Source organism: Photorhabdus temperata, assembly GCF_025384845.1.
In the GTDB taxonomy this organism is placed as follows: Bacteria; Pseudomonadota; Gammaproteobacteria; order Enterobacterales; family Enterobacteriaceae; genus Photorhabdus; species Photorhabdus temperata.
This window is the reverse complement of the sequence record NZ_JAJAFX010000035.1, coordinates 50,191-56,190: the sequence shown is the minus strand read 5'-3', so window position 1 is coordinate 56,190 and position 6,000 is coordinate 50,191. Positions and strand designations below refer to the sequence as shown.

Sequence of the window (6,000 nt, the reverse complement as noted above, 5' to 3'; positions counted from 1 at the left end):
TCAAAGTTATTTATGGGCACATAAATCGGCTTATTCACAATACAAAGAAACTTAATAATAAAGTACGCCCACTAAGGAAAAACCGCTATTTTACTATTGGTGGAAATAGAGAAAAGACAATGCATTTAATAATGAGAATTTCAGAATGAGCAGATTAGCTATAGCCTTAGCTTTAAATATCAGTTATGCCATTTTTTGCGCGTTGTTTATATTTTTGATGTCCTATTTAGAAGAAGAACACTACGTAGTTGGTAAGGATTTAAATAACATGTGTGCGACTTATAGAGCACTTTTAAATGATAACCGCGATCTATTTGCACCAACATGCTTACTGATTATATCGCCATTAATTTATGCAACTGCAAGGAAAAGATTCAAATCACGTTCCCTTAATATCATTACATTTACGTTACTGGGATATTGGATATGGCGGTTTTTTATCAGATTAATGGTATGTATTTAGAATAATTTAAAATGTTCAGGTGGCAACTGCCGAATGCTACCTGAATGTCAACTCATCATACGTCATTGCCACCAATACGATCCCCGGATACCCCATCAATCTCTCTTAAAAATGTTCACGTTTTTTTATTCCCTTTTGTACTTCGATTTTTTCACAACTATAGAAATTGAAAATCCGAGTATTTTCTGATGTTCAAATCTCATAGAAATCACATAATTTAAAATGTCCCTGTATACATATCTTTGTAGAGTAAAGATCAATATGCAATCATGACTAACCATTTGATATATAAAATAAATAACTTTGCCATACTAATAGTATCAATCATATTTTGTGCCAGATTTCTTTCTTACATTCTCCTGACAAATGTAAATTATCTTAAATTTATAAATTTTTGGTTGATTTTTCCACGCACCCTACAGAAGAATCAAACAAACAGTATAAGGGGCGATCAACATGGCAAATATGATTTATTTAACACTGAAAGGTAAAAAACAGGGTTTAATCTCCGCGGGTTGCGGCTCCTTAAACTCCATAGGCAATAATTACCAGCATGGTCATGAAAATGAAATTTTCGTTTACACTCTTCAACATTTAATGACCAGAGAGCAACATGCTTCTCATCATCCGGTCATGATAATAAAGCCTATCGATAAATCTTCGCCTTTACTGGCGCAGTGTTTTTCTGAAAATGAAGAACTGGAATGTTTATTTGAATTATACCGAACATCGCCAACCGGAGGGTTAGAAAAATACTATTCTATCAGGCTAGGCTATGCTTTTATATCCAGCATAAAATCCAATTATCCGCACTCCAAAGACAATAATTCAGGCACACCACAAGAAGTTATCTGTTTTACTTACAAGAATATCACTTGGAACAATCTTGCTTGTTCAACAGGTTCTTATAGCTTCTGGGATGACAGGATCTATTAACCATGAATAACGTCAATTATTTGACTGATGATGCTGTTGATTCAGAATCTGAAAATGGGTTACGCATTGTTTTTTCGCCGGTTCAGTTGGCAGCGGTTCTGTCGGATAATACCGTTACTGAAGAAGAAACCTGGAGTAACCGAATATTAGGGGGTGCGGGTTTAGCCGCTGGGGTGGTTGAACTTATTGGTGCCGGCGGTCTTTGTCTGGTACCCGACCCGACCACACTCACTAAAGCGGCCTGTGTTATTGTCGGGGCACACAGTCTTGATGTAATGAATGCTTCTGCCAGTCAAATGATAACCGGCAGAGAAACAATGACGGAAACTTATCGCGCGGCGGCAGATTTAGCAAAAGAATTTGGTGCTGATGACTATACCGCGTCTGAAATAGGTCTTACCGTTGATATCGCTGTACCGTTATCATTTGCTTCAATAGTGGGAGCTGTTAGAGTTGCCTCTGTTCGGGTAGGCAGAATTAAATTAATTGAGCATGAGTCAGAGACTGGATTAAAACCGGGTGGTCATACTTTGGCTAAACATGTTGGGTTATCGGAGCAGGAGTTGAGGGATAGGATACTAAACAGTAAAGGAAGATTAAGAGAAGTAAGCACATTTTATAACCAAGATGTGGCAGAGAAAGTAATTTCAAAAGCCTTAAAGAATAATCAGATAAAAATAACCACTTTACTAAAACATACTCCAAAAGGAGTAAAACAAGAGATTGAATATGTTTCAAGCACACCTGTTGGTTTTGGTCTTATTAATGGATCTAAAAACATACAGAAACTATATAAAGTTAGAGTAGTTCTAACTCACTCCGAATTCAATGGTAAAATATATTATATATTAACAGCATTTCCAACATATTAAACCTTAGGAAAGAGAAATGGAACTAAATCGTTTAATGTTTGCTTATTTCAATCAAGATTACGATATAATATCTGGCCCAGAACTTGATGACGTCATAAATGACTATCTTGATACTGCAAGTGAAGCGATGAAAAGAGAGTTAATGGGGGAGATAGAGTCTTTTATCCAGAATTCAGAAGATATAGAGAAAGACTTTCAAGTACTCTATTATAGTTCTAGTTTCTGCCCTAAACTATGGAATACCACAGCACTTGAGTTTTTAAAATACGTATTGAAAAAGACACAAGATTGTTTAGACAAATATTAAGTGTTCTTGAATGTAACAATAGAAAAGGAAATTTAATTTAATGAACGAACAGTATCCTTTTCTAGATATTTTAATATATGCTTATTTTAATCAAGACTGTACTATAATATATGGTTCAGAGCTTGATGATGTTATAGATGCATTCTTTAGTAATACAAGCAGAAAAATGAAAAGAGAAGTAATAAAGGAGATAAATTCTTTTATTCATAATTCCGAAGACGTAGAAAAAAAATTTAAACTTACCTACTCTGACTCTGATTTCGTTCCCGAATTGTGGGACATCACTGCTTTCGGCTTCTTAGAATACGTCTCTAAAAAAGCACAAGATTTTTTAAACGAGCATAACGAACAAGATAAATAATTAAAGCATTCTTAAATACAACAATAAAAGAAGAGGTTTAATTTAATGGAAAGAAAAACTAAAACACAATACTTAGATAACTTTATAGATACTTACTTTAACCAAAATTTCGATATATTTGGCAAAATAAAAATAGATGAAGTAATAACTGAGTATATAAATAGCGAACCTCCCATGCTTATGAAAGAACTAATAAAAGATATTGATTACTTTATCCATAATTCCGAAGATGTAGAAAGAGAATTCAAAGAACTGTATCGTCATAGTTTTAATTCTGGTTTATGGGAAACTACTGCTTTAAACTTTCTAAATCATGTATCAGAAAGAGTACAAGATTATTTAGAATTCAATGGGGACAAAATGGAACTCAATCGTTTAATAGGCGCTTATTTTAATCAAGATTGCGAAATAATATCTGGTCCAGAGATTGACGATACGATAAATGACTATCTTGAAACAACAACTAAAGGGATGAAAAAAGAATTATTAGAGGAGATCAAATCTTTTATCCATAATTCTAAAGATTTAGAAAAAGAATTCAGAGAACTATATCGTTATGATTTTAACCCTGATTTATGGGAGACTACTGCTTTAGACTTTCTAAATCATGTATCAAAAAGAGTACAAGATTATTTAGATAACGATAACTAATCATAGTATTCTTAATGCAACAGTAGACAAGGAAATTTAATTTAATGAACGAACAGTATCCTTTTCTAGATATTTTGATGTATGCTTATTTTAATCAAGATTATAAGATTATATCAGGTCCAAAGCTTAATGATGTTATCGATGATTTTCTTCACGTTGCAACTCGAGGAATGATAAAAGGGTTAATAGAAGAAATCTATTCTATTATTAACACATCCGAAAATGTAGAGAACAGATTTCATTTTCTCTATCATGATGCAGATGTTCTTCCAGAAGTATGGAGTATGACAGTACTTGAATTTCTAAATTATGTATCGAAAAGAGCGCAGGAATTTTTAAATGAACACCCTGAAAAAGATGAATAATTAAATTATTACGAATTAAGATAAAAATTATTTTATATATCAACAATATACTATAATTAATTGAAATTTACAGGAAAAATAATGACCGGACAATATCCATTTCTAGATATCTTAATGTATGCCTACTTTAATCAGGACTTCGATGTAATATCCGGTCCCGAGCTTGATGATGTTATCAATGATTTTCTTAATGATGCATCTCAGGGAATGAAAAAAGGGTTAATAGAAGAAATTAACGATCTTATTGATTCTTCTGAAGATGTAGAGAACACATTTGATTATTATTATCATGATGCTGACGTTCTCCCCGAAGGGTGGGGCATGACAGCGCTTGAATTTTTGACACACGTGTCAAATAAGTCACAAGATTATTTAAACAAGCACACTGAACAAGATGAATGATTAAAGCATTCTGAATTTAACAGTAAACAATACTATATACTAACAGCATTCCCCAAATTTAATTAAAATTTATGGAAAAGAAAATGGAACTCAATCGTTTAATGTACGCTTATTTCAATCAAGATTTTGACATAATATCTGGCCCTGAGCTTGATGACGTCATAAATGACTATCTTGATACTACAAATAAGGAGATGAAAAGAAAACTAATAGAGGAAATTGACTCTTTTATCTGCAATTCAAAAGATATAGAAAAAGAATTTAAACTTGTTTATTCTGATTCTGATTTTGATCCTGATTTATGGGATACCACAGCACTTGACTTTCTAAATTATGTATCTAAAAGAGCGCAGGAATTTTTAAATGAATACCCTGAAAAAGATAAATAATTAAATTATTACGAATCCAGATAAAAATTACTTTATATATCAACAGCATATCATCATTAGTTGAAATTTACAGGAAAAAAATGGACAGACAATACCCACTTCTAGATAATTTGATGTACGCCTATTTTAACCAAGACTACGACATAATATCTGGCCCTGAGCTTGATGACGTTATAAATGACTTTTTTAGTAACACAAGCAATAATATGAAAAAAGAAGTAATAAAAGAAGTTAATTCTTTTATATGTAACTCCAAAGATATAGAAAAAAAATTTAACTTTATATATTCTGATGCTGACGTTCTCCCAGAAGTATGGAGTATGACAGCACTTGAATTTTTAGAGCATGTGTCAAAAAAAGCACAAGATTTTTTAAACGAGCATACTGAACAAGATAAATAATTAAAGTATTTTTAAATACAACAATAAAAAAAGAGGTTTGATTTAATGGAAAGAGAAACTAAAACACAATACTTAGATAACTTTATAGGTACTTACTTTAACCAAAATTGCGATATATTTGGCGAAACAACAATAGATAAGGTAATAACTGAGTATATAAATAGCGAACCTCCCACGCTTATGAAAGAATTAATAAAAGATATTGATTACTTTATCCAGAATTCCGAAGATGTAGAAAGAGAATTCAAAGAACTATATCGTTATGATTTTAACCCTGATTTATGGGAGACTACTGCTTTAGACTTTCTAAATCATGTATCAAAAAGAGTACAAAATTATTTAGATAACGATAACTAATCATAATATTTTTAATACAACAGTAGACAAGGAAATTTAATTTAATGAACGAACAGTATCCTTTTCTAGATATTTTGATGTATGCTTATTTTAATCAAGACTATGCGATAATATCTGGGCCAGAGATTAATGATGTTATAGATGACTTTCTTCATGTTGCAACTCGAGGAATGATAAAAGGGTTAATAGAAGAAATCGATTCTATTATTAACACATCCGAAAATGTAGAGAATAGATTTGATTTTCTCTATCATGATGCTGATGTTCTCCCAGAAGTATGGAATATGACAGCACTTGAATTTCTAAATTATGTATCGAAAAGAGCGCAGGAGTTTTTAAATGAACACCCTGAAAAAGATGAATAATTAAATTATTACGAATTCAGATAAAAATTACTTTATATATCAACAGTATATCTTTATTAGTTGAAATTTACAGGAAAAAAAATGGACAGCCAATATCCACTGTTAGATAATTTAATATATACCCAAGAAAC

The 6,000-nt window shown here is 31.7% G+C and carries 12 protein-coding genes; all 12 read left to right on the top strand.

The window, feature by feature from the left end; genetic code table 11:
- The first annotated feature begins 145 nt into the window (after positions 1-145).
- Complete coding sequence (locus LGZ99_RS14860) at positions 146-463, top strand: YjeO family protein (RefSeq protein ID WP_072008863.1); 318 nt, start codon at positions 146-148, stop codon at positions 461-463.
- 456 nt (positions 464-919) lie between these two features.
- Positions 920-1,399, top strand: a complete 480-nt coding sequence (locus LGZ99_RS14855; protein ID WP_021324256.1) for an Hcp family type VI secretion system effector — start codon at positions 920-922, stop codon at positions 1,397-1,399.
- 2 nt (positions 1,400-1,401) lie between these two features.
- Positions 1,402-2,271, top strand: a complete 870-nt coding sequence (locus LGZ99_RS14850) for an RNase A-like domain-containing protein (protein WP_051769550.1) — start codon at positions 1,402-1,404, stop codon at positions 2,269-2,271.
- Positions 2,272-2,287: 16 nt separating this feature from the next.
- Positions 2,288-2,578: a contact-dependent growth inhibition system immunity protein gene (locus LGZ99_RS14845; protein ID WP_021324254.1), complete on the top strand. Its 291-nt coding sequence runs from the start codon at positions 2,288-2,290 to the stop codon at positions 2,576-2,578.
- 40 nt (positions 2,579-2,618) lie between these two features.
- Positions 2,619-2,939, top strand: coding sequence for a contact-dependent growth inhibition system immunity protein (locus LGZ99_RS14840; protein ID WP_036839918.1), 321 nt, complete (start codon positions 2,619-2,621; stop codon positions 2,937-2,939).
- Between the two features lie 45 nt (positions 2,940-2,984).
- Positions 2,985-3,590: a contact-dependent growth inhibition system immunity protein gene (locus LGZ99_RS14835; protein ID WP_051769552.1), complete on the top strand. Its 606-nt coding sequence runs from the start codon at positions 2,985-2,987 to the stop codon at positions 3,588-3,590.
- 44 nt (positions 3,591-3,634) lie between these two features.
- Positions 3,635-3,955: a contact-dependent growth inhibition system immunity protein gene (locus LGZ99_RS14830; RefSeq protein WP_262979269.1), complete on the top strand. Its 321-nt coding sequence runs from the start codon at positions 3,635-3,637 to the stop codon at positions 3,953-3,955.
- Positions 3,956-4,036: 81 nt separating this feature from the next.
- Positions 4,037-4,357 (top strand): contact-dependent growth inhibition system immunity protein, encoded by a 321-nt coding sequence (locus LGZ99_RS14825; protein ID WP_036839933.1) that lies wholly within the window; start codon positions 4,037-4,039, stop codon positions 4,355-4,357.
- A gap of 83 nt (positions 4,358-4,440) precedes the next feature.
- Complete coding sequence (locus LGZ99_RS14820; protein ID WP_051769556.1) at positions 4,441-4,746, top strand: contact-dependent growth inhibition system immunity protein; 306 nt, start codon at positions 4,441-4,443, stop codon at positions 4,744-4,746.
- Positions 4,747-4,826: 80 nt separating this feature from the next.
- Complete coding sequence (locus tag LGZ99_RS14815; protein WP_036839938.1) at positions 4,827-5,147, top strand: contact-dependent growth inhibition system immunity protein; 321 nt, start codon at positions 4,827-4,829, stop codon at positions 5,145-5,147.
- A gap of 45 nt (positions 5,148-5,192) precedes the next feature.
- Entirely contained in the window at positions 5,193-5,504 is a 312-nt protein-coding gene (locus tag LGZ99_RS14810) for a contact-dependent growth inhibition system immunity protein (RefSeq protein ID WP_036839941.1), read from the top strand.
- Positions 5,505-5,548: 44 nt separating this feature from the next.
- Entirely contained in the window at positions 5,549-5,869 is a 321-nt protein-coding gene (locus LGZ99_RS14805) for a contact-dependent growth inhibition system immunity protein (RefSeq protein WP_262979268.1), read from the top strand.
- Positions 5,870-6,000: the final 131 nt, after the last annotated feature.

Coding starts and splice junctions, on each gene's coding strand:
- LGZ99_RS14855 (WP_021324256.1), top strand. CDS start 920: ATGGCAAATATGATTTATTTAACACTGAAAGGTAAAAAACAGGGTTTA.
- LGZ99_RS14845 (WP_021324254.1), top strand. CDS start 2,288: ATGGAACTAAATCGTTTAATGTTTGCTTATTTCAATCAAGATTACGAT.
- LGZ99_RS14835 (WP_051769552.1), top strand. CDS start 2,985: ATGGAAAGAAAAACTAAAACACAATACTTAGATAACTTTATAGATACT.
- LGZ99_RS14810 (WP_036839941.1), top strand. CDS start 5,193: ATGGAAAGAGAAACTAAAACACAATACTTAGATAACTTTATAGGTACT.
- LGZ99_RS14840 (WP_036839918.1), top strand. CDS start 2,619: ATGAACGAACAGTATCCTTTTCTAGATATTTTAATATATGCTTATTTT.
- LGZ99_RS14825 (WP_036839933.1), top strand. CDS start 4,037: ATGACCGGACAATATCCATTTCTAGATATCTTAATGTATGCCTACTTT.
- LGZ99_RS14820 (WP_051769556.1), top strand. CDS start 4,441: ATGGAACTCAATCGTTTAATGTACGCTTATTTCAATCAAGATTTTGAC.
- LGZ99_RS14815 (WP_036839938.1), top strand. CDS start 4,827: ATGGACAGACAATACCCACTTCTAGATAATTTGATGTACGCCTATTTT.
- LGZ99_RS14850 (WP_051769550.1), top strand. CDS start 1,402: ATGAATAACGTCAATTATTTGACTGATGATGCTGTTGATTCAGAATCT.
- LGZ99_RS14830 (WP_262979269.1), top strand. CDS start 3,635: ATGAACGAACAGTATCCTTTTCTAGATATTTTGATGTATGCTTATTTT.
- LGZ99_RS14805 (WP_262979268.1), top strand. CDS start 5,549: ATGAACGAACAGTATCCTTTTCTAGATATTTTGATGTATGCTTATTTT.
- LGZ99_RS14860 (WP_072008863.1), top strand. CDS start 146: ATGAGCAGATTAGCTATAGCCTTAGCTTTAAATATCAGTTATGCCATT.